The organism is Sphingobium amiense (assembly GCF_003967075.1).
Taxonomy (GTDB): Bacteria; Pseudomonadota; Alphaproteobacteria; order Sphingomonadales; family Sphingomonadaceae; genus Sphingobium; species Sphingobium amiense.
Genome location: NZ_AP018664.1, coordinates 684,076 through 707,685 on the forward strand (window position 1 = coordinate 684,076; position 23,610 = coordinate 707,685).

Annotated in this window: 26 protein-coding genes and 1 pseudogene; 13 read left to right on the forward strand and 14 right to left on the reverse strand. The window is 65.5% G+C overall.

Features of this window, described 5'->3' with window-relative positions; all coding sequences use genetic code 11:
• Positions 1-3: 3 nt before the first annotated feature.
• From dxs to SAMIE_RS03215, 5 genes are all read right to left on the reverse strand, one after another.
• Positions 4-1,920, reverse strand: coding sequence for a 1-deoxy-D-xylulose-5-phosphate synthase (gene dxs / locus SAMIE_RS03195; RefSeq protein ID WP_066702844.1), 1,917 nt, complete (start codon positions 1,918-1,920; stop codon positions 4-6).
• A gap of 79 nt (positions 1,921-1,999) precedes the next feature.
• Complete coding sequence (locus SAMIE_RS03200; protein WP_066702842.1) at positions 2,000-2,464, reverse strand: Fur family transcriptional regulator; 465 nt, start codon at positions 2,462-2,464, stop codon at positions 2,000-2,002.
• A 43-nt stretch (positions 2,465-2,507) separates the two neighbouring features.
• Complete coding sequence (locus tag SAMIE_RS03205; protein ID WP_066702839.1) at positions 2,508-2,834, reverse strand: DUF423 domain-containing protein; 327 nt, start codon at positions 2,832-2,834, stop codon at positions 2,508-2,510.
• Complete coding sequence (locus tag SAMIE_RS03210) at positions 2,831-4,630, reverse strand: cation:proton antiporter domain-containing protein (protein ID WP_066702836.1); 1,800 nt, start codon at positions 4,628-4,630, stop codon at positions 2,831-2,833. The genes SAMIE_RS03205 and SAMIE_RS03210 overlap by 4 nt, the downstream gene beginning before the upstream one ends.
• The gene (locus tag SAMIE_RS03215) at positions 4,630-5,052 is read right to left on the reverse strand and encodes an iron-sulfur cluster assembly scaffold protein (RefSeq protein WP_066702834.1); all 423 of its coding nucleotides are present in this window, start codon (positions 5,050-5,052) and stop codon (positions 4,630-4,632) included. Before SAMIE_RS03215 ends, SAMIE_RS03210 begins: the two co-directional genes overlap by 1 nt.
• A 110-nt stretch (positions 5,053-5,162) precedes the next feature.
• Between SAMIE_RS03215 and SAMIE_RS03220 the strand changes: the two genes are divergently transcribed.
• Entirely contained in the window at positions 5,163-5,618 is a 456-nt protein-coding gene (locus SAMIE_RS03220) for a YaiI/YqxD family protein (RefSeq protein WP_066702893.1), read from the forward strand.
• Positions 5,618-6,790 carry a BaiN/RdsA family NAD(P)/FAD-dependent oxidoreductase gene (locus SAMIE_RS03225; protein WP_066702832.1) on the forward strand — a complete coding sequence of 391 codons (1,173 nt, stop codon included), beginning with the start codon at positions 5,618-5,620 and terminating at the stop codon, positions 6,788-6,790. Before SAMIE_RS03220 ends, SAMIE_RS03225 begins: the two co-directional genes overlap by 1 nt.
• Before the next feature lie 3 nt (positions 6,791-6,793).
• Here the strand turns inward: SAMIE_RS03225 and SAMIE_RS03230 are convergent, their stop codons facing one another.
• Together SAMIE_RS03230 and SAMIE_RS03235 are read right to left on the reverse strand one after the other, a co-directional pair.
• On the reverse strand, positions 6,794-8,500 hold the full coding sequence (locus SAMIE_RS03230; protein WP_066702829.1) for an ATP-binding protein: 1,707 nt from the start codon (positions 8,498-8,500) through the stop codon (positions 6,794-6,796).
• Between the two features lie 117 nt (positions 8,501-8,617).
• Positions 8,618-10,699, reverse strand: coding sequence for a transglycosylase domain-containing protein (locus SAMIE_RS03235; RefSeq protein WP_066702827.1), 2,082 nt, complete (start codon positions 10,697-10,699; stop codon positions 8,618-8,620).
• A gap of 109 nt (positions 10,700-10,808) precedes the next feature.
• Between SAMIE_RS03235 and SAMIE_RS03240 the strand changes: the two genes are divergently transcribed.
• Positions 10,809-11,000, forward strand: a complete 192-nt coding sequence (locus tag SAMIE_RS03240) for a hypothetical protein (RefSeq protein WP_066702826.1) — start codon at positions 10,809-10,811, stop codon at positions 10,998-11,000.
• Here the strand turns inward: SAMIE_RS03240 and SAMIE_RS03245 are convergent.
• Entirely contained in the window at positions 10,997-12,319 is a 1,323-nt protein-coding gene (locus SAMIE_RS03245; protein ID WP_066702824.1) for an MFS transporter, read from the reverse strand. The genes SAMIE_RS03240 and SAMIE_RS03245 overlap by 4 nt on opposite strands.
• Before the next feature lie 136 nt (positions 12,320-12,455).
• Between SAMIE_RS03245 and pgsA the strand changes: the two genes are divergently transcribed.
• Genes pgsA through SAMIE_RS03260 form a run of 3 tightly spaced genes read left to right on the forward strand, consistent with a single transcriptional unit; the run spans position 12,456 to position 13,734 of the window.
• Positions 12,456-13,034, forward strand: coding sequence for a CDP-diacylglycerol--glycerol-3-phosphate 3-phosphatidyltransferase (pgsA, locus tag SAMIE_RS03250; protein WP_066702891.1), 579 nt, complete (start codon positions 12,456-12,458; stop codon positions 13,032-13,034).
• A gap of 5 nt (positions 13,035-13,039) precedes the next feature.
• A complete protein-coding gene (moaD, locus tag SAMIE_RS03255; protein ID WP_066702822.1) occupies positions 13,040-13,294 on the forward strand; it encodes a molybdopterin converting factor subunit 1 in 255 nt (84 codons plus the stop codon).
• Positions 13,291-13,734 carry a molybdenum cofactor biosynthesis protein MoaE gene (locus tag SAMIE_RS03260; RefSeq protein WP_066702821.1) on the forward strand — a complete coding sequence of 148 codons (444 nt, stop codon included), beginning with the start codon at positions 13,291-13,293 and terminating at the stop codon, positions 13,732-13,734. The genes moaD and SAMIE_RS03260 overlap by 4 nt, the downstream gene beginning before the upstream one ends.
• Here the strand turns inward: SAMIE_RS03260 and SAMIE_RS03265 are convergent.
• Both SAMIE_RS03265 and SAMIE_RS03270 read right to left on the reverse strand, forming a co-directional pair.
• Positions 13,731-14,657, reverse strand: a complete 927-nt coding sequence (locus tag SAMIE_RS03265) for a hydrogen peroxide-inducible genes activator (RefSeq protein ID WP_066702818.1) — start codon at positions 14,655-14,657, stop codon at positions 13,731-13,733. The genes SAMIE_RS03260 and SAMIE_RS03265 overlap by 4 nt on opposite strands.
• A gap of 48 nt (positions 14,658-14,705) precedes the next feature.
• Positions 14,706-15,470 carry a sulfite exporter TauE/SafE family protein gene (locus SAMIE_RS03270; RefSeq protein WP_066702809.1) on the reverse strand — a complete coding sequence of 255 codons (765 nt, stop codon included), beginning with the start codon at positions 15,468-15,470 and terminating at the stop codon, positions 14,706-14,708.
• A gap of 170 nt (positions 15,471-15,640) precedes the next feature.
• Here SAMIE_RS03270 and epsC point away from each other — a divergent pair, with 170 nt between their 5' ends.
• Entirely contained in the window at positions 15,641-16,357 is a 717-nt protein-coding gene (gene epsC / locus SAMIE_RS03275; RefSeq protein ID WP_066702807.1) for a serine O-acetyltransferase EpsC, read from the forward strand.
• Positions 16,357-16,695 carry a DUF2794 domain-containing protein gene (locus SAMIE_RS03280; protein WP_066702805.1) on the forward strand — a complete coding sequence of 113 codons (339 nt, stop codon included), beginning with the start codon at positions 16,357-16,359 and terminating at the stop codon, positions 16,693-16,695. Before epsC ends, SAMIE_RS03280 begins: the two co-directional genes overlap by 1 nt.
• Before the next feature lie 18 nt (positions 16,696-16,713).
• Here SAMIE_RS03280 and SAMIE_RS03285 read toward each other — a convergent pair whose 3' ends face one another.
• Positions 16,714-17,772 (reverse strand): hypothetical protein, encoded by a 1,059-nt coding sequence (locus SAMIE_RS03285; RefSeq protein ID WP_066702791.1) that lies wholly within the window; start codon positions 17,770-17,772, stop codon positions 16,714-16,716.
• A gap of 136 nt (positions 17,773-17,908) precedes the next feature.
• On the opposite strand from SAMIE_RS03285, the gene SAMIE_RS03290 reads away from it, so the two are divergent.
• Positions 17,909-18,853, forward strand: a complete 945-nt coding sequence (locus SAMIE_RS03290) for an NAD(P)H-dependent flavin oxidoreductase (protein WP_066702789.1) — start codon at positions 17,909-17,911, stop codon at positions 18,851-18,853.
• On the opposite strand, the pseudogene SAMIE_RS03295 reads toward SAMIE_RS03290, so the two are convergent.
• The 3 genes and pseudogenes from SAMIE_RS03295 to istA form a co-directional block, all read right to left on the reverse strand.
• Positions 18,797-19,453: pseudogene (locus SAMIE_RS03295) on the reverse strand (alpha/beta fold hydrolase); the annotation flags it as partial. The gene SAMIE_RS03290 and the pseudogene SAMIE_RS03295 overlap by 57 nt on opposite strands.
• 84 nt (positions 19,454-19,537) lie before the next feature.
• On the reverse strand, positions 19,538-20,320 hold the full coding sequence (istB, locus tag SAMIE_RS03300) for an IS21-like element helper ATPase IstB (RefSeq protein WP_126516718.1): 783 nt from the start codon (positions 20,318-20,320) through the stop codon (positions 19,538-19,540).
• Positions 20,310-21,833 (reverse strand): IS21 family transposase, encoded by a 1,524-nt coding sequence (gene istA, locus SAMIE_RS03305; protein ID WP_126516717.1) that lies wholly within the window; start codon positions 21,831-21,833, stop codon positions 20,310-20,312. Before istA ends, istB begins: the two co-directional genes overlap by 11 nt.
• 113 nt (positions 21,834-21,946) lie before the next feature.
• Here istA and SAMIE_RS23275 point away from each other — a divergent pair, with 113 nt between their 5' ends.
• From SAMIE_RS23275 to SAMIE_RS03320, 4 genes are all read left to right on the forward strand, one after another.
• Entirely contained in the window at positions 21,947-22,087 is a 141-nt protein-coding gene (locus SAMIE_RS23275; RefSeq protein ID WP_157077787.1) for a hypothetical protein, read from the forward strand.
• 62 nt (positions 22,088-22,149) lie between these two features.
• Positions 22,150-22,533, forward strand: coding sequence for a hypothetical protein (locus SAMIE_RS03310; RefSeq protein ID WP_066703908.1), 384 nt, complete (start codon positions 22,150-22,152; stop codon positions 22,531-22,533).
• Between the two features lie 14 nt (positions 22,534-22,547).
• The gene (locus tag SAMIE_RS03315) at positions 22,548-22,817 is read left to right on the forward strand and encodes a hypothetical protein (RefSeq protein WP_126516722.1); all 270 of its coding nucleotides are present in this window, start codon (positions 22,548-22,550) and stop codon (positions 22,815-22,817) included.
• 86 nt (positions 22,818-22,903) lie between these two features.
• Positions 22,904-23,317: a hypothetical protein gene (locus SAMIE_RS03320; protein WP_066703902.1), complete on the forward strand. Its 414-nt coding sequence runs from the start codon at positions 22,904-22,906 to the stop codon at positions 23,315-23,317.
• The last annotated feature ends 293 nt before the right edge of the window (positions 23,318-23,610 follow it).

Here is a 23,610-nt window from a genome sequence, read left to right on the forward strand (position 1 = left end):
GCGTCAGGCCCGCGCTTCTGCGCCGACGCTGTTGTGCCGTAACGCCGTCAGCACGGTATCGACAATGGCGTCCGCGTCCAGCCGCGCATCGGCATATTGTTTTTCGGGCTTGTCCTGATCCTGAAACACATCGGGCAGGCGCATGGTGCGCAGCTTGAGGCCGTTGTCGATCAGGCCCAGGTCGCTCGCCATCGTCAGTACATGCGCGCCCATGCCGCCGATCGCGCCTTCTTCGATAGTGACGGCGACTTCATGGCTCGTCAGCAGGCGGCGGATCAGCGCTTCGTCGAGCGGCTTGGCGAAGCGCAGATCGGCAACGGTGGTGGATAACCCCTTGGCTTCCAGCGCTTCGGCGGCCTTCATCGCCTCCTCCAGCCGGGTGCCGAGCGACAGGATGGCGACCTGCCGCCCTTCGCGCACCACGCGGCCCCTGCCGATTTCCAGCGCTTCCGGAACGGCGGGCATGGCGACGCCGGTGCCGTTGCCGCGCGGATAGCGCACCGCGATGGGGCTGCTGTCATGAACGGCGCAGGTGTGGACCATATGCACCAGTTCCGCTTCGTCCGCCGCCGCCATTACGACGAAGTTCGGCAGGCTGGCGAGGTAGGTGACGTCGAAGCTGCCCGCATGGGTCGATCCGTCCGCGCCGACGAGGCCAGCCCGGTCGATGGCGAAGCGCACGGGCAGATTCTGGATCGCCACGTCATGCACCACCTGATCGTAAGCGCGCTGGAGGAAGGTCGAATAGATGGCGCAGAAGGGGCGCATCCCCTGCGCCGCTAGGCCAGCCGCGAAGGTGACGGCATGCTGTTCGGCGATGCCCACGTCGAACGTCCGGCGCGGAAAGGCCTGCGCGAACCTGTCGAGGCCGGTGCCGGACGGCATCGCGGCGGTAATGGCGCAGACCTTCGGATCGCGCTCCGCTTCGGCGATCAGCGCCTGCGCGAACACATTGGTGTAGCTCGGCGGTCCGGGGGGCGCCTTCGCCTGTGTGCCGGTGATGACGTCGAATTTCTGCACGCCATGATATTTGTCGGCCGCCGCCTCGGCCGGGGCATAGCCCTTGCCCTTCTGCGTCACGACATGGATCAGGCACGGGCCTTCGGCCGCATCGCGGACATTTTCCAGCACCGGGATCAGATGGTCGAGATTATGGCCGTCGATGGGGCCGACATAATAGAAGCCCAGTTCCTCGAACAATGTCCCGCCGGTCGCCATGCCGCGGGCATATTCGTCGGTCTTCTTCGCCGCCTTGTGCAGCGGGCGGGGCAGTTTGCGCGCCAGCCGCTTGGCCAGATCGCGCAGGCTCAGGAACTCGCGGCTCGAAACGAGGCGGGCGAGATAGGCGGACAGGCCGCCGACCGGCGGCGCGATCGACATGTCGTTGTCGTTCAGGATGACGACCAGCCGGTTGCCTGCCTCGCGCGCGTTGTTCATCGCTTCATAGGCCATGCCCGCCGACATCGCGCCGTCGCCGATGACCGCAATCGCCTTGCCCGGCTTGTCCTGCACCTTGTTGGCGACGGCGAAGCCCAGCGCCGCGCTGATCGAGGTCGAACTGTGCGCCGCGCCAAAGGGGTCATATTCGCTCTCGGCCCGCTTCGTGAAGCCCGAAAGGCCGCCGCCCTGCCGCAGCGTGCGAATCCGGTCGCGCCGCCCGGTCAGGATCTTGTGCGGATAGCATTGATGCCCCACGTCCCAGATCAGCTTGTCGTGCGGCGTGTCGAACACATAATGGATCGCCGTGGTCAGTTCCACGACGCCGAGGCCCGATCCCAGATGGCCGCCCGTCACGCCCACCGCCGCGATGGTTTCGGCCCGCAGTTCGTCGGCCAGTTGGCGCAGTTGTTCGGGTTTCAGCTTGCGCAGGTCATCGGGCGTCCGGACGGTGTCGAGCAGGGGCGTTTGCGGATTTGACATGGTGATGGGCCTACTCGCTTTCCTGCTCCAAGTCGAACCCTAGCTTGCGATCGGGACGCCGGAGCGACCTGTGCCGCGCTCAGTGCGCGTCGCAGGTTCCGCGCATTTCTATCACGGCGCGGGCAGGGGAAAAGCCGGCCTTTCGGGCAGCCGTGCGCAGGGCCGACGTGATGGGATCGTCGTCGATATGCGTCACCTGCCCGCACAGGTCGCAGACGAGGAAGATGCAGTCATGCTGGCATCCCGGATGGGCGTTGGCGATATAGGCGTTGGCGCTTTCGACCCGCATGGCGATGTTGTTCGCCACGAACAGGTCGAGAATGCGGTAGACGCTGTTGGGCGCGACCCGCTTGCCGCGCGCCTTCGATACGGTGTCGGCGATGTCATAGGCCGACACCGGCTTCTCCTCGGCCGCCAGCGCGTCGAAAATCGCGGCGCGCATGGGCGTCCACTGCTCGCTGCGCGCTTCCAGTGTCGCGCGCGCGGCGTCCGCCAGCTTTTCGCCGGTGGGTTCCTGATGGTGATGATGGGCGTGGGTGGCCATGCGGGTTAATCTATGCTGGCCATCGCCATCCGGCAAGGGCGCGTCACGACCGGGAATATTGCCACGCCGCCCACAGCCAGCCCGCGATCATCATCGCGCCGCCGACAGGCGTCACCGCGCCCAGCCAGCGCGGCGCGCCCAGCGCCATGGCGTAGAGCGTCGCGGCGAAGATCGCGGCGCCCGCCAGCATCAACGCCGCCGCGCCCCGCGCCACGCCCATGATCGCGAGCGCCGCGACCGCATGAACCATCTGGTAGAGGCCGCCGGTGCGCAGCCATTCGGCCGCCTTCGGATCGGCGACGCCATGCGCGCCGAACGCACCCGCGCCGATGGCGAGCGCCGCAGACAGGCAGGCCAGCACCGCGATCATTGTTCCGCTCCTTCGCCCCGGCTGGCAAGGCGCATCCGCCGCCCCGGCCGATACATCATGTCCTTCGCCGCCATCAGCGTGCCATGTTCGATCTGCACGGCCATGCGCTGATCGTCATTGGTGCGATATTGCCGTTCGACTTCCTCGATCTCGGCATCGGGCACGCCCAGCGCCTGCATCGCCTGCGCGCCCATGCAGATCGCCGATTCATAGACTTCGCGCACCACGCCCGCCAGATCGAGGCTCTGGAGGGCCATGACCTGCCGCCGGTCGAAGGCGCGGACCATGAGCGCGGCCTGCGGGAAGGCTTCGGCCACCGGCTCCAGCGTCTTGCTGTCGAGCGAGGGATCGTCGATGCAGAAGGCGATGAGCCGCGCCTCGTCCGCTCCCGCCCGCCGCAACAGGTCGATGCGCGTGCCGTCGCCATAATAGACCTTCATGTCGAACCGCCCCGACAGTTCGATCTGCGAAGGCTTCTTGTCGATCAGCACGACGCCGAACCCATGGCCCATCAGCATCTGCGCGACGGTCTGGCCGAAGCGGCCATAGCCTACGATGATGGCGCTGCCGCGCTCCGCATCCTCCGGGCCGGGCAGGTCCGCCTCATCCTTGGGACGCGCAAATTCGAAGCGGCGGGCGAAGAGCATGAGGAAGGGCGTCGTCGCCATGGAAAAAGTGACGATCGCGCTGAACAGGCTGGCCGCCTGCGGCGCGATGAGCTGCGCGTTCTGCGCCTGCGCGAAGAGCACGAAACCGAACTCGCCGCCCTGACTGAGCAGCAGCCCCGCACCGAAGGCGGCCTGCCAGCCCATGCCGAACAGGCGGGCAAGCCCGGTAATCAGCGCGGCCTTGGTGGCGACGAGCACGGCCGCCATGGACAGCACGAACAGGGGATTGGCCGCGACCGCATGCAGGTCCAGCACCATGCCGACGGCAAGGAAGAAAAGGCCGAGCAGGATGGAGCGGAACGGCTCCACATCCGCCTCGATCTCATGCCGATAGGGCGAATCGGCCAGCATCACGCCCGCGACGAATGCTCCCAGCGCGGTCGACAGGTGAAGCGCATGCATCAGTGCGGCGGCGGCCAGCACGGTGAAGAGGCCCACCGCCACGAACAGTTCCCGCTCGCCCATGCGCCCCACCAGCGCCAGCGCGGGACGCAGGATGAAGCGCCCGGCAAGGACGAGTCCGCCGATGGCCGCCACGGTATAGCCCGCCATCATCCATCCCGGAGGCCCGGCGGCGTCGGCGGGATTGCGCGAAAGCGCCGCGACGATGGTGATGAGCGGGACGATCGACAGATCCTGAAACAGCAGGATGGAGAACACCTTCTCGCCGAAGGGCGAGTTGATGCGGCCGCTGGACTTGAGGCCCGGCAGCACCTGCGCGGTCGAAGACAGGGCGAGCGGCAGGCCCAGCGCGATGGCCGCGCCCCAACTGAAACCGGTGAAGAGGAAGATGATCGCCGCCAATATACATCCGCACAGCACCACCTGCGCCATGCCCAGGGCGAAAATGTCGCGCTTCAGCCGCCAGAGTCGGGCGGGATGCAGTTCCAGCCCGACGAGAAACAGCAGCAGGACGATGCCGATCTCGGCGATGGCGAGCTTGGATTCTGCCCCGCCCACCAGATGAAGACCCTGCGGCCCGACCAGCGCCCCGGCGACCAGATAGCCCAGCACCGCGCCCAGCCCGAAGCGCCGGAAAAGCATGACGAACGCCACCGCCGCGCCCAGCAGGATGACGCCTTCCGACAGCAGAATTTCCGTCGCGCTGGCTGTTTCCGCCGCCGCCATCAGGCGTCCGCCATCCGGGCCGCTTCTGCGATGGCCTCGAACCCCAGCCGGATCGACGCGTGCCGGGCGGGATAACCTCGCGCCGGGGCCAGCACCGCAAGGCCCGGCCAGAAATCCAGATCCTCGCTCGTCCCTGCCAGATAGGCCGTAAGCCGGTCGCGCGCCTGCTCCATTTCCGCGGCGCTCATGCCGATTGCCTGCGCCGCCATCAGCGCCGCCGATGCCTGCCCCAATGCGCAGGCCTTCACGTCCAGCCCCATTTCCGCAATCCGCCCGTCTGCCATGCGGACATCCGCCGTCACCCGTGATCCGCAGGTCGGCGACCGCTTCTCGACGCTCGCCTGCGCGTTCGCGAGGCGTTGGTGGTGGGGGATGCTCGCGGCCAGCCGCAATATGTCTTTGTTGTAAAGGGGCGCGTTCATGCGACCCATGTAGGCCACGAAGCGGGCGGGGTGAAGGCGCTGAACGGATGAGGCGCGAAATAAGCCGTCCTGTCCTTGTTTCGCCGCGGGCAGCGGCCTATCGCGCGGGCATGAAGATACTGGTCGATGCCGACGCCTGCCCGGTGAAGGAGGAAATTTACAAGGTCGCGTGGCGGCACGAGGTGCCCGTCACCATCGTCAGCAACAGCCCGATCCGCGTACCAGCGCACCCGCTGATCGAGCGCGTGGTGGTGAGCGACGGGTTCGACGCGGCGGACGACTGGATCGCCGAGCGTGCCGACCCGCTCAGCGTCTGCGTCACCGCGGACATCCTGCTCGCCGACCGCTGCCTCAAGGCAAGGGCGGCCGTTCTGGCGCCCAACGGAAAGCCCTTCACCACCAGTTCCATCGGCGCGGCGGTGGCTACCCGCGCCATTATGGCCGACCTGCGCGCGGGCGCGGTGGGCGATCCGGTGGGCGGCCCGGCTCCTTTCTCGAAAGCGGACCGCTCCCGCTTCCTCTCGGCGCTGGACGAAGCGCTGGTGCGCCTCAAGCGGGGCCGCTGATGACGGACCATGACGCCATCGTCCTTGGCGCAGGCGCTGCGGGCATGATGTGCGCGGCGGTCGCCGGGCAGCGAGGCAGGCGCGTGCTGCTGGTCGATCACGCCGATGCACCGGGCAAAAAGATCCTGATTTCGGGCGGCGGCCGGTGCAACTTCACCAACATCCATACCGCCCCCGACCGCTATCTTTCGGCCAATCCGCACTTCGCCAAGTCTGCCCTCGGCCGCTACACCGCCGCCGATTTCAGCGCGCTGGTCGACCGATATGGCATCGCCTGGCATGAAAAGACGCTGGGCCAGCTTTTCTGCGACAGCTCGGCGCGTCAGATCGTGGCGATGCTGGAGGAGGAATGCGCCAGAGGCGGCGTCGCCATGGCGCTGGGGCAGGGGGTCAGCGCGATCGACCATGCCGATGGCCTCTACCGCGTCAAAATCGGCGACAGTGAGCATCGCGCGCCCGCTCTGGTGCTGGCGACCGGCGGCCCTTCCATTCCCAAGCTCGGCGCGACGGGCTTCGCCTATGATGTGGCGCGTCGCTTCGGCCTGTCCATCGTTCAGCCGCGCCCTGCTCTCGTTCCGCTGACGCTCGGTCCCGAAGAGCAGCTTTTCCAGTCGCTGTCGGGCGTTTCCACGCCGGTCGAGGTGCGCTGGAACCGGACCCGTTTCCGCGAGGCGGCGCTGTTCACGCATCGCGGTCTCTCCGGCCCGGCGATGCTTCAGATCAGTTCCTACTGGCAGCACCGGACGCCCATCCACGTCGATTTCCTGCCGGACCGGAAGGGCGAATGGCTGATCGACGAAAAGCGCGCCCGTCCCCGCGCGACGCTCAGGCGCGTGCTCGGTGAAGCCCTGCCGGAACGGCTCGCCGACGCGCTGCTCGACCGGCTGGCGATGCAGGGCGACCTCGGCGCGCTCGGCGACAGGGCGCTGCGGCACGCGGGCGCGCAGCTTTCCGACTGGGCGTTCCATCCCTCGGGTACCGAAGGCTATGCCAAGGCCGAAGTGACGGTCGGCGGCATCGCCACCGCCAACCTGTCCTCCCGCACGATGGAAGCGACGAAAGCGCCCGGTCTTTACGCCATCGGGGAAGCGGTGGACGTCACCGGGTGGCTGGGCGGCTATAATTTCCAGTGGGCATGGTCCAGCGGCTGGGCGGCAGGACAGGCGATCTGACGCCTACTGGACCTGCGCCCGCGCCGCCGCGATGCTCGCCTGCAAATGGCCGCAGCGGAAGGGCTTGGAGAGGCGGACGATGTCCGGCGCGATGAGGTCGATCCCCTGATAGCCCGAGATGATGAGCAGGGCGACATGCGGATGATCCACCCGCACACGCAGCGCGAGTTCGACCCCGCTCATCCCCGGCATGACATGATCGGTGACGAGAATGTCGGGCCTGAACCCGGCTTCCATCATGCCGAGCGCCAGTTCCGCCTGATCGACATCGACGACTTCATAACCGATGTCGGTCAGCATCTCGCGCGTGGCGTGGCGCACCAGCGCATTGTCGTCGACCAGCAGCACCTTGCCCTGCGCCCTGCGTTCGGTGGCGGGGGGAACGTCCTCGTCCGCCGTATGGGTTTTTCTCTGTTCGACCGGAAGCCACATCTGCACCTGCGTTCCCCGTCCGATCTCGCTATCTATTTCCAGCGCGCCGCCAAGCTGACCGACAAGGCCGTGCGCCATCGACAGGCCAAGGCCGGTGCCTTGCCCCGCCGGTTTGGTGGTGAAGAAAGGCTCCATCGCCGCGGCTCTCACTTTCGCGCTCATGCCCGCGCCGGTGTCCGCGATGGTCATGCGCACATAGCGGCGACGGACGAGGCCGGCGGGCAGGTTGGATGTCCGCACCTCTGCCGAAACCGTCAGCTTGCCGCCCTCGGCCATGGCGTCGCGGCTGTTCACCGCCAGATTGAGGATCGCCAGTTCCAGTTGATGCGCGTCGGCATGAACCGGCGGCAGGTCTTCGGGCAGGTCGATGCGAAGGGAGACGCGGTGCCCGAGCGTGCTGACGAGCAGGCTCTCCATGCCCTTGAGCAGAGCGCGCAGGTCGACGGCGGTCGGCTGGAGCGGTTGCCGCCGCGCGAAGGCGAGCAGCCGCTGCACCAGCGTCTGCGCCGCTTCGGCCGCCTGCATCGCCATGCCCGCCGTCTTGAGCGTGGATTCAGGGCTGCGACCCGACAGGATCAGGTCCAGTCCTCCCATGATCGGCGTCAGCAGATTGTTGAAATCATGCGCGACATGGCCCGTGAGCTGGCCCAGCACTTCCATCTTCTGGATCTGGCGCAGCGTGTCCTGCGACCGCTGCAATTCGCTGGTGCGTTCGCGCACGCGCTCGTCAAGCTGTGTATTGAGCGCCTCCAGCGATGCGAAGAGCCGCCCGTTTTCGAGCGCGGTCGATGCCGCGCGGCCCAGCGCCTCCAGCAGGGCGATCTGGTTGTCGGTCGGCGGGCCGGGTTCAGACCAGTATGCCCCCACTGCCGCGATTGGCTCGGGCCGTCCGATCGGCACCATGATCATGCTGCGGACGAAGGTCCGGCGATAGGCGTCGACGGGAACGCGGGGGTCCGTCAGCACATCGGGAATGACCACCGTCTGCTGATGCGACATCGCCCAGCCCGAAACGCAGCGCTGCATCGGAAACTGCTGGCCCGCCCAGAGCGGCTCCATCGAATCTTCCGCGACATAATGGCACCTGTCCTCGTCGCGCAGCACGACAGCAATGCCGTCCGCTCCCACCGCGCGGCGCGTGAAGGCTCTGAGGACGGACGTGACCGCGTCGAGCGAGCGCGCACCGGCGAGCGCTTCCATCGCTTCGGCTGCCTGGCCCCACCGTGCGGCCAGCGCCCGGTGCTCCGATCCATAATCTCCTCGGATTTTCTGATTCATTGCGCGACCTCTGCGAAGTGGCGGGATGTCGCTGTTATAGCATTGAAATTACTTCGAGGTAAATTTGCCTTCTGTCCAGATTGATCCGCATGAACGGGAAATTGGTCTAATCGCGCGTTAACCAGGCGGGGTCGCGGCTGGCCGTCCCTGGGGCGGGGGCGACCCCGGTTCCGGGGCCGCCGGTGCGCCCCGTGGCGGCGCGACGGGAGCCGGATTATCCGGTTCCGCCGGATCGACGGGCAGCCTGATGCGATTCGGGCCGATGTTGACGGTCATGCCATCTTCATCCACGCCCAGCCCGATGTTGCCGATGCCGGTCTCCACCGCCACATTGGCGATGGCATTGACCAGATCGGGGTTCTGCTCCGCTTCGGACGTGTCGTCGACAGGCTCGTTGATCGCGCCCGCCATGAAGTTGCGCCAGATGCGCGCGGGCACGCCGCCGCCCGCCGCGCCGCCGGGCAGCGGGCTGTTGTCGTCATTGCCGATCCACACCGCCGTCACCAGCCCGCCCGCATAGCCCACGAAGATCGCGTCCCGGCTGTCCTGCGTCGTGCCTGTCTTGCCGAAGGTGCGGGTGCGGAGCGCCGCCGCGCTTCCCGTCCCGCGATTGGCGGCGGAGGACAGGAGATCGCGGATCATCGCCAGTTGATCCTCGCTGAAACGGCGCTGCCGCTGCATCAGCTTCTCGAACCAGCCCTGTTCCTCGGGCGGCAGGCCGTGCGCGAGGACAGGATAAGATCCCGCCGCGACCGCCGCATAGGCTTCCGCCAGTTCGATCAGCGGGATTTCAGAAGTCCCCAGCGCCAGACTGAGGTCTTCCGTAAGCGGCGCCGTGACGCCCAGATCGCGCGCGACCTTGATGACGTTGTCGACGCCGACCTTCTGCGTCAGGCGCACGGCAGCGACGTTGCTCGATGCGGCGAATGCCTGTCGCAGGGTGATGCGCCCGCGATATTTGCCGCCATGATTGGCCGGGCGATAGGTGCCGGTGGTGATCGGCGTGTCGTCGATCCGGTCGTCGGGCGTCATGCCCGCGCGGAAGGCAGCGAGGTAGACGAACAGCTTGAAGGTGGAGCCGGGCTGGCGTCTTGCCTGCACCGCGCGGTTGAAGCTGCTCTTCGCGTAATTCTTTCCGCCCACCAGCGCCACGACGCTGCCATCGGGTTTCATCGCGACCAGTGCCGCCTGTGCTTCGCCCAGCGGCGCGCGGCGGATGGCGGCTTCGGCGAGGCGCTGGATACGCCAGTCGAGCGTGGTCGCGATCTCCTGCTCGCCATAGACCGCGCCCGCCCGGTCGCGCGCCTGCGGCAGCACCCAGTCGGCGAAATAGGTGCCGCTCGTCGGATCGGCTTCCTCATGCACGTCGAGCCGGGCGGGGGGCAGCGCGTTACGTTCCGCCTGACTGATATAACCCGCCTCCACCATCGCCCGCGTCACCAGCGCGGCGCGTGCCCGTGCGCCCTTGAGGTTCGTCGTGGGCGCAAGCCGCGAAGGCGCTTTCAGCAGCCCCGCCAGCATCGCCGCCTGCGGAATGGTCAGCCGGTCGGGCGAGCGGTTGAAATAATGGCGCGCGGCTGCCCGCAGGCCGTAAACATTGTCGCCGAAATAGACGTTGGAGAGGTATCTCTCCATGATCTGATCCTTGGTCAGCCAGACCTCCAGCCAGACCGCGATCATTGCCTCGCGCGCCTTTCGGCCGAAGGTGCGGTCGCTCGACAGGAACACCCCCTTGGCGAGCTGCTGCGTGATCGTGCTGCCGCCCTGCGACGCGCCGTCGGACCAGAGATTATGCCACATCGCCCGCGCGATTCCGCGCGGATCGACGCCCCAGTGGCTCTGGAAACGGCGGTCCTCGATCGCCATGAACGCCTGCGGCACATGAGCGGGCAGTTCCGCCACCGTCACGGGCCGGTCGATCACCGCGCCGCGTCGCGCGATCAGATGTCCGTCCGCCGACATGAGCGAGATGCTCGGCGGCGCGATGGGCTTCAGCGAGCGGGAAAGCGGCGCGGTGACGGCGAGCCACGCGATCGCGACCATCAGCAGCGCCAGCATTACAGCGACGATCCACCCTACGATCCGCAGCCTTTTTCGCCACGGCGTCGGCGGCGCGAAGGCGCTGGGCGGCCCTTCGCCAAAGGCGCGTGGCGGGATGATCGGGTCGGCAGGATGCGAGTCGGCCATAGGCTCCGTCATGCTGTATTACTCACATCACACAGTCAAGCATGTCCCGCGCCGGGACAGCGGGATATTAACCAACATTTCGAGTGGGCCGAATGGTAAATAATGCGTTAACGCTTTCGCCATGCGAACCAGACCGCTCGTCCTGACCACCGAATCGGCCCGCCACCCCTTTCGCCAGCGGCTGCCCGCCCATGTCCTGCGCCTGAGCGAAGCCACGCCTGCGAAAAAGCCCGTGGACGACGACCAGGACTGGAAGCTGTTCGCGCTCAGCTTCTGCGCTTTCTTCACAGCTTTCTACAGCTTCATCTCTTAAGCCATTGGTTCGTGGCACAGCGGGCCGTCGCACGCCTTGTGCAGCTTCCAGGCCATCGCGGCGCAGGGCAGCGACAGGAACGCCACCAGCAGAAGCTGCATCACCACTGACATGCCCGCAATGCTGAGGCCGATGGCGCAGAGCGACCCGGCCACCATGGCGCCCGAGTTGACGATGTTGTTCGCTGCCACCGTCCGCGCCGCCTCGCATTTTTCGACCGTCGTCGTCAGGAAGGCGTAGAGCGGCACCACGAACATGCCGCCAAAGGTCGCCACGCCCAGCAGGCAGAGCGACAGCGGCACCGCCAGCGGATGCGCGATGAAGCCCGACAGCGACAGCATCTGTCCGTCAGCCGCCGGCGTCCAAAGGTCGCACACGATATGGAAGGCGACGATGCACAGCCCCATGCCGATGACCGATGCGGGTGCATATTTGGCCGATACATGCCCCTGCAGCAGCCGGTTGATCGCGATCGACCCGATGGCGATGCCGATGGAGAAGATGGCGAGGAACAGGCTGGCGACGGGCTTGTCGGCGGTCAGCACATTCTTCACCAGCGGCGGGAACTGGATGAACAGGATCGACCCCACCGCCCAGAACAGGCTGATCGACATGATCGCCAGGAACAGGCGACGGATGTGCATCGTCCCCTTCACCAGCGCGATGGACGAACGGATGATGTGAAAGTCGATGGGCTGCGCTTCCAGCAGCGACGGCGCGGACGGCACCTGCCGCCCGGCGATATAGCCGATGGCCGCCGTGATGACGATGCCGACCGCCGCCGCCTCCACCGGGATGATCCCGGCCAGGATGGTGCCCGCGAGGATCGCGATATAGGTGCCCGCCTCGACGAGGCCGGTGCCGCCCAGCACTTCCTCGTCATGCAGATGCTGGGGCAGGATCGCATATTTGATCGGCCCGAAGAAGGTCGAATGGATGCCCATGGCAAAGAGCGCCGCCAGCAGCAGCGGGATCGCCAGCGTATGTACCGCAATGCCGCTCCAGATCAGCGCGAGGCCGCAGGCGCCTACCGCCATGATGAGGATTTCGGCGGCCTTCACCCATCGGATGATCGTCGCCTTGTCGCGCTGGTCGGCAAGCTGGCCCGACAGCGCCGACAGCAGGAAGAAGGGCAGGATGAAAAGCCCGGTCGCCAGCGCCGAAAACCATGTCTCGGACTTTTCGTCATTATAGACCTGATAGACGACGAACAGCACCATCGCGTTCTTGAACAGATTGTCGTTGAACGCGCCCAGCAACTGGGTGACGAACAAGGGCAGGAAACGGCGCTTGTTCAGGAGCCTGAGGGAGGCTTGCATGGAATATGGGGGCTTCTTTTCCGTTGGCGACCGGGGCGGGGTCTAGCCGGTGGGGGCATCTGTGTCCAATGCGAAGCGGCAGGCGCCGGATTGGCGGGCGCTTGTGCGATGCGCCGGACTGTGGCAGTCGGCGGCGATGCTGACGCTGCCCAATCTGCTGACGCTTTCGCGCATCCTTACCGTGCCGCTGCTGGTCGCGCTGCTCTGGCCGGACGAGGTGGCCGGGGTCGGGCAGGGCGCGCGCTGGACCACCGGCTATGCGCTCGCTTTCGGTCTCTACTGCCTCATGGGCGTCACCGACTATTTCGACGGCTATCTGGCGCGTGCGCAGGGCACCGTCTCGAAACTCGGCGTCTTCCTCGATCCCATCGCGGACAAGATCATGGTGGGAGCGGTCATCCTGATGCTGGCGGCGACGCGCGACATAGCGGGCGTTCACCTGATCGCCGCGATGATTATCCTCCTGCGCGAGATCGCCGTGTCGGGTCTCCGCGAATTTCTCGCCGGGCTTCAGGTCTCGGTGCCGGTTTCCCGCCTCGCCAAGTGGAAAACGACCTTCCAGATCGTCGCGCTGGGCGCGCTGATCCTCGCGGGCGCGGTGCCGCAGTTCGCTTTCGTCCAGATGGTCGGCATCGTCGCGCTCTGGGCGGCGGCGATCCTGACGCTCGTCACCGGCTGGGACTATCTGCGCGTCGGCATCCGGCACATGGATTGAGCGCGATGCTCACCATCGTCTATTTCGCCTGGGTGCGCGAAGCCGTGGGGCTGGACGAGGAACGGATAGACCGGCCTGCGCCGGGTTCCACCGTGGCCGATGTGGTGGCGCTGCTGGCCGCGCGGGGCGGCGGCCATGCCGAAGCCTTCGCCGATCCCGCAAAACTGCGCGCGGCGCTCGACCAGCGCTTCGTCGGCATGGACGTGCCGGTCGGCGACGCGCGGGAACTCGCGCTTTTCCCCCCGGTCACGGGAGGATGAAGCGGATCGCGATCCAGCCGCAGGATTTCGACCTCGCGGCAGAATTTGCGGCGCTCGAAGCGCTGGGCGGCGGCGGCGTGGCGAGCTTTACCGGCGTGGTGCGCGGCGAAGGCGGTCTCGTCGCCCTCGAACTCGAACATTATCCCGCGATGACGCAGGGGCAGGTGGAGCGCATCGTCGAAGACGCCATGGCGCGCTGGCCCTTGCTCGGCGTCAGCGTGATCCACCGCTTCGGGCGGCTGGAGCCGGGCGCCCGGATCGTTTTCGTCGGCACCGCCTCCCGTCATCGCGCCGCGGCGCTCGAAAGCTGCGCCTTCCTCATCGACTGGCTCAAAAGCCATGCGCCCTTCTGGAAAAAGGAGCATTTCGAAGGCGGCGCGACCTCATGGGTCGCGGCCCGCGTCGAGGACGACGCCAAGGCGCTCGGCTGGGGCGCCTAGGCTGCTTCGGGCAGGCGGCTTTCGCTAGCGGCGGCGCGCAGCAGTTCGGCCAGCAGCCTGAATTCCTTTTCGCGCGGACTGTTCCTGCGCCACACCAGCGCGATGTCCCGCCATGAACGCTCCGACTGGAGCGGGCGGGCGGCGATCCGCGTATGCTCCAGGATGCCGCCCGCAATCGCCATTTCCGGGATCATCGTGACGCCAAGGCCATTATCGACCATCTGGATCAGCGTATGGAGCGACGTGCCCATCATCGTTGCGCTAGCGCGCAGGTCCGGCCGATTGCAGGCCGCGAGCGCATGATCCTTCAGGCAATGCCCGTCCTCCAGCAGCAGCAGCTTGCTTTCGTCGATCATGTCGGGGCCGATCCAGTCGGGCGGATCGGCGGGTTCGTCATGCGGGAAGGCGACGTAGAGCCGGTCCTGAAACAGGATCTCACTGTCCAGTTCCCCGGTGGGGAAGGGCAGCGCCAGCAGCACGCAGTCGACATTGCCGTGCCGCAGGGATTCGATCGCCGCCTGCGTCACTTCCTCGCGCAGATAGAGTTTGAGTTCCGGCCGTTCGGCGCGCAGCCGGGGCAGCAGGCGCGGCAGCAGGAAGGGCGCGATGGTGGGGATGACGCTCATGCGCAGTTCGCCCGTCAGCGGCTTGCCCGACGCCTGCGCGATGGCGGCCAGCTCCTCCGCCTCGCGCAGCACCCGATGCGCCTTCGCCACGATCCGGTCACCCAGCGCCGTGAAGCGCACCACCCGCCGCGTGCGCTCGACCAGCGTGACCCCGATCAGCGATTCCAGCTCGCGGATGCCCGCCGACAGGGTGGATTGCGTGACGAAGCAGCTATCGGCGGCCCTGCCGAAATGCCCCTGTTCCTTCAGCGCCACCAGATATTGCAGTTGCTTGAGCGTCGGCAGGTAACTGGACATTTATCGGCTTCCTCGATTACCGAGGCGGATATAAGCGTCGTGCTCGATTTATCCAAGCCATTTGACCACGCCGAACAGCGACGTCGCCGTCAGGATCAACCCGACCGCCGTGAACAGCACGCGCGGCGCGACATGGCGCGCCAGCATCGCTCCAAAAGGCGCTGCGATCACGCCGCCGATCAGCAGGCCGACCGTGTAAACCGTAAAGCTCTTCAGCCCCAGCTCCAGCAGGAAGGCGACGCTGATCGAAGTCGTCAGGAAAAACTCGACCGTGTTGACCGTGCCGATCGTATGCCGCGGGCTGGACCCCTGAAGCAGCAGGTTGGACGTGACGATCGGACCCCAGCCGCCGCCGCCTGTCGCATCCAGAAATCCGCCGATCACGCCCAGCGGCGCGACGAGCCGGGGATCGCGCTGCCTGGGCGGCAGGTGAAAGCCGCGCCAGACAAGATAGAGACCGATTGCCGTCAGATAGATGAGGATGAACGGCTTGATGATCGACCCGTCGATGTTGGACAGCACATAGGCGCCCGTCACACCGCCTATCACGCCGGGGATGATGAGCCGCGCGAACAGCTTCCAGTCGACATTGCGGTGCAGGATGTGGCTGATCGCGGAAACACCGGTGGTGAAGGTTTCGGCAAGATGCACGCTGGCCGACACGCGGTTCGGTTGCAGACCCATGGTCAAAAGCAGCGTGCTGGAAATCACGCCGAACGCCATGCCCAGCGCCCCGTCGATCACCTGAGCGCCAAATCCGATCAGAACGAAGGGCCACAGATCGTCGAAATTCTCCAGGAACAGGTCGATCATTCAGCATCCTTCATCATTTTCTCTACCATATTCATAGGGAATGGCGTCCGGGACAGGCAACCCTGTATTTCCGGGCGAAAAGCGCGGATTTCGCGCTGTCTGGAATATGCGGCGCGTCTCCCTTATATGGATTGCTCATAAATGGTCTAGAAACGGTCGGAATTTCAGGGATGGTCCGCAACCTCATTGCCTATCTGGACTCGGTCAAAAGCCGCGATCCCGCTCCGCGTTCCCGTGCGGAGGTGCTTTTATATCCGGGCGTGTGGTCGCTGGCCTTTCATCGCGTGGCGCACCGCCTCTATCGGGCGCGGCTCTTCTTCCTTGCGCGGGCGGTCAACCATTTCTCCCGCTTCCTGACCGGCAACGACATTCATCCCGGCGCGCAGATCGGCCGGCGCTTCTTCATCGACCATGGCTTTACCGTAATCGGCGAAACGGCGGAGATCGGCGACGATGTCACGCTTTACCAGAATGTGACGCTGGGCGGCACCGATCCCGCCAACGGCATCGCGGGCAAGCGTCACCCGACCCTGCGCGACGGTGTGATCGTGGGGTCGGGCGCGCAGGTGCTGGGGCCGATCGAGGTCGGCGCGCGCGCGCGCGTCGGGGCGAACGCCGTCGTCACGAAAGATGTTGCGGAAGGCGCGACGATGGTGGGCATTCCCGCCCGCCCGATGCTGGTCGACGTGACTGCCTATCAGCGGGACTTCATGCCTTACGGAACGCCCTGTTCGGACAGTTTCGATCCGGACAGGCAGAAGCTCGAACTGCTCCAGTGCGAGGTTGAGCGCTTGCAGGCGCGACTGTCGGAACTGATGGCGGAACGGCGGGGTGAAGCTGTGTCCGGCGCCGACCTGCCGCCGCTCAGGGAGCATGGCCTGCGCTGATGACCAATATCACCCCGTTCCCGCAGCATGGCGCCGGTCAGGTGGGGTTCGATCGGTCGGAACTGCAGCGGATTCTGGATCTGTATGGGCGCATGGTGGCGGCCGGCCACTGGCGTGACTATGCGATGGACATGGGGCGGGAAGCGGCGATTTTCAGCGCCTTTCGTCGCACCGCCGAGCGCCCCGAATATCGCATCGAAAAACGCCCGGCGCTGCGCCACCGGCAGGGCATGTGGGCGCTGGTCGGCGAAAGCGGCCAGATATTGAAGCGCGGGCAGGAACTTCAGGGCGTGCTCGCGCCTGTCGAACGCAAGCTGCTGCGCATCGTCGAGGACTGACGCGCAGCAGCTTCGCGATCAGGCGACCGCACGGTCCAGATAGGGCAGCCGCGCCGACAGGCCTTCGGGCAGCCCGCGCACCACCATTGCCCGCGCATTGTGCCACAGCGCCGACAGCAGCAGCAGCGCCGACCCGATCACCAGCGCCGTCAGCGCCCAGGACAGTTCCACCGCGCCCGCCTGCCGGAAGAGGGCATAGAGCGCGTAGAGCACGTAAGCCAGGCTCGACACCAGCAGCGCGCGCCGGTCGATGGCCAGAGCCACGATGCCGAACGCGACATAGAGCGCGATCACCAGCAGCGCCCGCCCGCCGCCGATCTCCCCGCCGTTCAGCACGCCCAGCATGTGAAACAGCGAATGCGCGATCATCGGCGCGGCGGTGAGGTGCAGCCAGAAAGCGACATCGGACCGCCGCGTGGTGCGCGCGCGGTCGCTCATGTCCCACCACATCGCCAGCGCGAACAGGGCAAGGCCTGCTCCCAGCATCAGGATGAAGGGCAGTTGATCGAAGCGCGGAACCGCCGCCATGACGAGGCCGCCGATGACGCCCGCCGCAGCGGCCGATCCCGCCGCGACAGTGATCGGCACCATGAACCGCCGCCAGTGCAGCCACGCCGCCAGCGCGCAGCATGCCGCAACCGCCGACGCGATCAGCGAAGCCGTCCTGTCGTCCGCGTCGGGGAAGAGTTGCGCGACGATGGCCACCAGCGCCAGCGCCACGCCGCCCACGAAACCCGCCAGCAGCAGGATCGACGGCAACGCCATCCGCCGCTTGCGCGTGAAATATTCGGCCAGACCCCAGCTCGCCGCCGCGACCAGCCCGCCCGACATGAAGGCGGGCTGGTGACCGGCGATGCCGAATCGCATGCTGTTGCCCAGCCATCCCAGCGCCACCAGCAGGATGATTCCGGCGATGGATACGAAAATATCGTTGAAGCCGGTCAGCAGGCGGAAATGTTCCTCATCCACCACCGGGCTTGCGCGCGTGCGCGCCACATGATCGCGCAAGGCCTGTGCCGCCTGCGCCGGGATCGCTCCCGCCGCTACGGCATCCTGCAAGTCGCTTTCGCTATACATTCGTCCTCCTCCCCGGACTTTTTGATCGCCGGAGCATAGCAGTGGTGTATTGCTATATCAATACAGTCTATTTTAGCCTTCTCCGCGCCTTTGGCCGGTGTTAGCGCCGGGCGTGAACAGGAGAGGAAAGATCGTCATGTCGCTGCCGCCCTTGCTGAAGGACCGTCTCGCCCTGCCGCTCATCGGCTCGCCGATGTTCATCATCTCGCAGCCCGACCTCGTGATCGCGCAGTGCCGCGCGGGCGTGGTCGGCGCCTTTCCTTCGCTCAACGCGCGGCCTTCGGGCGTGTTCGAACAATGGCTGCAACGGCTGGAGGCGGAACTGACCGATGCCGACGCGCCCTTCGCCGTCAACCTCATCGTCCACCGCTCCAACGCCCGGCTGGAGGAGGATCTGGACCTCTGCGTCCGCTATAGGGTGCCGGTCATCATCACCTCGCTCGGGGCGCGGGAGGATGTGAACGAAGCGGTGCACAGCTATGGCGGCATCGTCCTCCACGATGTCATCAACGACCGTTTCGCACGCAAGGCGGTCGAAAAGGGCGCGGACGGGCTGATCGCCGTCGCGGCGGGGGCAGGGGGCCATGCGGGCACACTGTCCCCCTTCGCGCTGGTGCAGGAAATCCGCCAGTGGTTCGACGGTCCGCTGGCGCTGTCCGGCTCCATCGCCACCGGCCGCGCCATCGCCGCCGCGCAGATGATGGGCGCGGACCTCGCCTATATGGGGTCGCCCTTCATCGCCACCGCCGAGGCCAATGCAGACGCTGCCTACAAGCAGATGATCGTCGACAGCCATGCCGACGACATCGTCTATTCCGATGTCTTCACCGGCGTGCACGGCAATTATCTGCGCCCCAGCATCGTCGCGGCGGGGCTGGACCCCGATGCGCTGCCGGAAGCCAATGCGATGGATTTCGCCAGCATGACCGGCGGCGACAAGAAGGCGTGGCGCGACGTGTGGGGCTGCGGTCAGGGCATCGGCGCCATCGACCGGGTGCAGCCCGCCGCCGATTTCATCGCCGGGCTAAAGGCCGGCTATCGCGCGGCCATCGCCGGGCTCGCCGCGCAGGAAGTCGCCTAGCGTCGCGATGAAGCGGTCGAACTGGTCGTGGTGCAGCCAATGGCCCGCGTCGGCGAACTCGACCAGCCTCGCATCCTGAAAATGCGCCATGCGTCCGTCCTTGGCCGGGTTGGACGCCCAACTGTCGTTGCCGAGGCACAGCAGGGTGGGGCAGGAGACCCGTGACCAGAATTCAGGCAGACGGTCGTCGATCTGCTCCTGCGGCGGTATGACGCTGAGGGAGGGGTCGAACTTCCAGCTATAGCTGCCGTCCTCGTTGCGGTTGACGCCATGGCTGGTGAGGTGAAGCGCCTGCTCCAGCGAAAGATGTTCGTTGCGCTGCTGCATCCGTCCGACCGCCGCCTCGATGGTGGGATAGCGCCGCAGGACGCGTCCGGCCTTGGCGCGCCGCTCCGCGATCCATTCCAGCCAGCGTTCGGTGGCCGGTTTTGCAGTCTTCTCCCGCATGGACGCGGGCGACATGCCCAGCCCCTCGATCGCCACGACCCGGCGCACCCTGTCGGGAAACAGCCCGGCATAGCGCAAGGTGATCGAGCCGCCGAGCGAATGCCCGACGATCGCCACCGGCGCGCGGTCCAGCAGGTCGACCAGCAGGGCGAGTGTTGATTGCTGCTGAGAAGTGACCCGGGGTTTTCATCGAGAAGTGACCCACCTTGCGATTATGTTTCGGATGTCAGGGGTGGGTCAAGATGGGGTTTTCTCCTTCCGGGTTTTGGGCTGCTGAGCGGAGCTGTTCTTGAACCTGAAGCTGTCGTTGCCGGTCTCGAGGATGTGGCAGTGATGGGTGAGCCGATCGAGGAGCGCGGTGGTCATCTTGGCATCTCCGAACACGGTGGCCCATTCGCTGAAGCTGAGGTTGGTGGTGATGATGACGCTGGTGCGCTCGTAAAGCTTGCTCAGCAGATGGAACAGCAGGGCGCCGCCTGAGGCGCTGAACGGCAGATAACCAAGCTCGTCGAGGATCACGAGATCGGAGTGGGCAAGCCTTCCGGCGATCTGCCCTGCCTTGCCCTGCGCCTTCTCCTGTTCCAGCGCGTTGACCAGCTCGACCGTGGAGAAGAACCGCACGCGCTTGCGATGATGCTCGATGGCCTGGACGCCTAGGGCGGTGGCGATGTGGGTCTTGCCGGTTCCGGGTCCGCCGACCAGCACGATATTGTCGGCCACGTCCATAAACTCGCAGCGGTGAAGCTGGCGGACCAGCGCCTCGTTGACCTCGCTGCTGGCAAAGTCGAAGCTCGCCAGATCGCGATAGGCCGGGAACCGTGCGATCTTGAGCTGATAGGATACCGACCGCACTTCCCGTTCGGCAGTCTCCGCCTTCAAAAGCTGGGACAGGATCGGGACGGCCGCGTCGAACGCGGGCGCGCCTTGCTCCATGAGATCGGTGACGGCCTGCGCCATGCCATGCATCTTGAGGCTGCGCAGCATGACGATGATGGCGCCGCTGGCGGGATCATGACGCATGGCGGTTCTCCCCGCGCAGCGCATCATAGCGTTCCACATTGGCAAGGGGCTCGCTGACCAGCCTCAGCGCCTGGGGCGCCGTGATCGGCGGTGTCGTCAGCGGCTTGCCGTCGATCAGCCGGTGCAGCAAGTTGAGGATATGGGTTTTGGTCGGAACACCGGACTCCAGCGCCATGGTAACCGCGCGCAGTACGACCTGCTCGTCATGATGCAGCACCAGGGCAAGGATCTCGACCATCTCTCTGTCGCCGCCGGGAGCGCGCAACAGATGGCGCTGTAACCGCTGGAAGGCATCGGGCATCTCTAGGAACGGCGCGCCATTGCGCAGGGCGCCAGGCTTGCGCTGGACCACTGCCAGATAATGGCGCCAGTCATAAACAGTGCGTCCTGGCCCATCATGGGATCGTTCGATGATGCGCTGGTGTTCGCACAGCAACTGCCCCTCGGCCACCACGAGGAAGCGGTCGGGATAGAGCCGCACGCTGACAGGGCGGTTGGCAAAGGATGCCGGCACGCTGTAGCGGTTGCGCTCCAGATGGACGAGGCAGGTCGGTGAGACCCGCTTGCCATATTCGACAAAGCCGTCGAACGGCCTGCCCATCGGCATCAGGCTTGCCACCTCCTCGGCCCAGGCATCAGCGACAGAGCCCGGTTCGATCCCGTGCGGGATATCCTGCCACAGCGCCTTGCAGCGATCCTCCAGCCAGCTGTTCAGGGCGTCGAGCGTCTCGGTCTGGGGAACGGGCTGCCACAGGCGATGCCGCGCATCCTGGACGTTCTTCTCGACCTGCCCCTTCTCCCAACCCGCTGCCGGATTACAGAACTCTGCCTCGAACAGATAATGGCTCACCATCGTGAGGAAGCGGGCGTTGACGGTCCGATCCTTGCCGCGCCCGACCTTGTCGACGGCAGTGCGCATGTTGTCATAGATGCCGCGGCGCGGCACCCCGCCCAGCACGCGGAACGCGTGATTATGGGCGTCGAACAGCATCTCGTGGGTCTGGAGCAGATAGGCTCGAACGAAGAAGGCCCGGCTGTAGCTGAGCTTGAAGTGTGCAACCTGCAGCTTGGTGCGGACACCATCGATGATCGCCCAGTCCTCGCTCCAGTCAAACTGGAATGCTTCACCCGGTGCGAACGACAACGGCACGAAGGTGCCCTTGCCGCTCATCTGCTGCTGGCGGCGATAATCATCGCGCCAGGCACGAGCAAAGGCCGCGACACGGCCATAGGACCCGTCAAAGCCCAGGCTCACCAGATCGGCATGCAACTGCTTGATCGTGCGCTTCTGCTTGCGCGATCGGCCCATCTCTCGCCTGAGCCAGACCGTCAGCCGATCGACGAACGGATCCAGCTTGCTCGGCCGCTCGGGCACTTTGAACTGCGGCTCGACTGTGTCTGACCGCAGATATTTACGGACCGTGTTGCGGGATAGACCGGTACGCTTGGCTATCTCCCGGATCGACAGATGATCGCGGTAATGCCAGCGCCGGATGACGCTCAATAATGCCATGTCCAACACTCCATGGTCCCCCGCTCAAAGCCAGGGACGTGTTCAAACATGGGTCACTTCTCAGTGAAAATTACTGGCTTCCCCGGGTCACTTCTCAGCAGCAATCAACAGCCATGGCGGAGATCGACCGATGCCAGACGGTGATCGACGTGAACAACCGCGTTGCGGCGCTGGCTGAGCATCTTGGCGACGAGGACCGGGACGCGCTTCTGGATCATGCCGGTGTGCGCCGGACTGAGTTGGGGGCGAAGTAATGGACTGCCCACATCCGAAGAGCAAAGGCGCGAAAAGGTGCAAGTCTTGCTCCGCCAAGTTCATGGCGACCGATCCGGAAATTCAGCGCAGGCGCCGTGAGGGCATTGCCCGCCACCATGCGAAGCCCGGTGTAAAGCTGGAATACCGCGAGCGGATGCGCAAGGTTATGGAGAAGGTCAAGGCCGATCCGGCGCTGATGGAAAAGCGCCGTGAGCATGGGCGCTGGCTACACGCGAACGTGCTGACACGTCCGGATGTCGTTGAAAAGACGCTAGCGCCCGAGACTCGGGAAAAGCGAGCCGCCACGCTTTCGGCAACCCGGATGCGGGACATCCCCGGCGCATATCGCGACGAATATCGCCGTTTGGTTGCCAGCAAAAAAGCCACCGCTGCTGAAGCGAAGGCAATCATCCTTGAGCAATTCAAGCGCGACATAGCCGCCTAAAGGGAGAAACCCACATGCTGAACATATTCAAGCGCAAGGAGCCGGTCATATCGCTGGCGGAGCATGAGAGGATTGTTGGTGAGAAGGCTCGCCAGCACGCCATAGATACCGCCCGGTGGGGTGCGCTCATGAAAGAGGCTGGGCAACGCCTTGAAGAGGTTCGCAAAGACCGTGACGGACTTCTGCCCGACGCCCTGAAATACCGCGCGAAGCTGATCCGCGACCGTGAAGGCGCGACGCAAAGGCGTCAGTCCAAGACCATGTCAATGCGGGCATCCGACTAACCCCAGCCGCCTCCACCCGCTCCCCCAGCGGACCATGGCGAAACAGCGATCCCCCGATGGCAAAGGCGGATCGCAGGAGATTTTAGATGGCAGACCAGGCATGGCAATGGTGGTCAGGCTCTAACGATGAGTTTTACACCAACGGACCATTTGAATGCCGCGAACATGCGGTCGAAGTGCTGGACGGTTATGGTGGCTACATCATTGAAGCCATCAAGCAAGACGTGAGGTTCAGCGCAGACCAACTAATTGATGTGCAATATTTTGAAGACGACGACTATTTCAGCGGTGAGGGCGGTGATCCCGACCGCAAGGGTGATAAGGAAGAAATCGCCAAGGCAGACGCCGAATTGCAGGAATTGCTAAACGCGTGGTGCGCCAAATGGCAGCACACCTTTGTTGCTCCCGAAATGTTTGCCGCCACGCGCAACGCGGCGAGCGTGCCGAAATTTGAGGACGAGGCAGCGCAAAAAGCTTGGCTCGCACAGGTGCCAGCATGACCCGCCCACTCCCCGCGACCAGCCATCGCAAGACGATAGCGCCGCTTGTGGCCCACAAGCCGTTCACGGACGCGGCGATAGCAAACCACAAGCGCAGGCTGCGTCTGGAGCTGGCGCGGATCCAGGGGGTGTTATGAGCGAACGCTTTGATTGCGCCATCTGCCAGAGGTCGATCGGCGACATGTGGAATCATCTCCGCAACGGTCGGGACCGACAAATCGCGCCTGTATGTCTTGGCTGCGAGACAGAATGGGCGCGCGGCATCGGCAAGCCGTTGGGCGGCTCTTTCATGG